Raw genomic sequence first — 1,167 nt, 5'->3', positions numbered from 1 at the left:
AAGTGGCTCAGCGGTAGAGCATCGCCTTGCCAAGGCGAGGGTCGCGGGTTCGATTCCCGTCTTCCGCTCCATATTATTTGCGGCCTTAGCTCAGCTGGATAGAGCGTTTGACTACGAATCAAAAGGTCAGGAGTTCGAATCTCTTAGGCCGCGCCATCTTTTATTAATCGCATCATTTCGGGACGTAGCTCAGCTTGGTAGAGCACCTGGTTTGGGACCAGGGGGTCGCATGTTCAAATCGTGTCGTCCCGACCATCTTAATATGCGGGTGTAGTTCAATGGTAGAACTTTAGCCTTCCAAGCTAATAGCGTGGGTTCGATTCCCATCACCCGCTCCAGTATCTAAATCATCGAGAAGCCTTGATTCATGAGGCTTCTTTTTTGCGTTTTATAATAAGCCAAAAGCCGCCCAGTGTTTGTCTTTGATACATAAGGGGGGATTTTTTGCAACATTATGTAAATGATTTCCGTTTATTATAAGTGGAGCGCAAAGCCTCCTCCTGCAATGACAAGATCGAATTTATTTGGCTCAGATGTTAATGAGGTATGAAGAAAGGATTGGTTGTATGAAAAAATGGCTTATTTTAATGGCATTGTGTCTAATGACGGGGTGTTCCGTATCAGCAACTGAAACCGGTGGTCCAGCGCATCCGGATATCATTTACATATCGTTTTATTCTGTTGAACATGCAGACAAATCTCAACCAATGCTTATTAATGTGATATCAGATAAGGAAGATATTATGGTGTTTGACGCGATTTTGAGCGAAGGTGTGGAGGCGGAATTGAAGGCGGACGATGCGGCTGATATTTACTATTTGCAGCTTGACTACCCCAAAAATGGCCAGTCTCAATATAGGGATTTTTTATATGTTACGAACGACAAGAACCAATCGTATATTAAGGAATTATTCAAGAGCTCCCAGTATGGTTATGATGCCTTTGACGAAAAAGCAAAAGCGTCTCTAATGAACTCTATTGGCAATGAAGGATGGCTTCAGCTGAAGAGCCTGCTGCCGATATGAGCTTTTCTTTACAAATAAAAACCGCTGGCCATAGTGGATATGCGCCAGCGGTTTTTTTTGAACGTGCGCCCGGCATGGGCGATAACTAGGCGGTGAAAGTCCGCTACAGGCTTGGCAGTAGGAACTGTTAGCTGAAGGCAAG

Annotated in this window: 1 protein-coding gene and 3 tRNA genes; all 4 read left to right on the top strand. The window is 44.6% G+C overall.

Going from position 1 to position 1,167, the window contains the following annotated elements; all coding sequences use genetic code 11:
• The first annotated feature begins 79 nt into the window (after positions 1 to 79).
• Positions 80 to 156, top strand: a tRNA-Arg gene (locus A7K91_RS13760).
• 22 nt (positions 157 to 178) lie between these two features.
• A tRNA-Pro gene (locus A7K91_RS13755) sits at positions 179 to 255 on the top strand.
• 9 nt (positions 256 to 264) lie between these two features.
• Positions 265 to 338: transfer RNA gene (locus A7K91_RS13750), tRNA-Gly, on the top strand.
• Between the two features lie 228 nt (positions 339 to 566).
• Positions 567 to 1,025 (top strand): hypothetical protein, encoded by a 459-nt coding sequence (locus A7K91_RS13745; protein ID WP_068683651.1) that lies wholly within the window; start codon positions 567 to 569, stop codon positions 1,023 to 1,025.
• Positions 1,026 to 1,167 lie beyond the last annotated feature (142 nt).

This window comes from Paenibacillus oryzae (genome assembly GCF_001675045.1).
Taxonomy (GTDB): domain Bacteria; phylum Bacillota; class Bacilli; order Paenibacillales; family Paenibacillaceae; genus Pristimantibacillus; species Pristimantibacillus oryzae.
The sequence above is the reverse complement of the archived record's forward strand: the minus strand, read 5'-3'. Positions and strand labels throughout refer to the sequence as shown.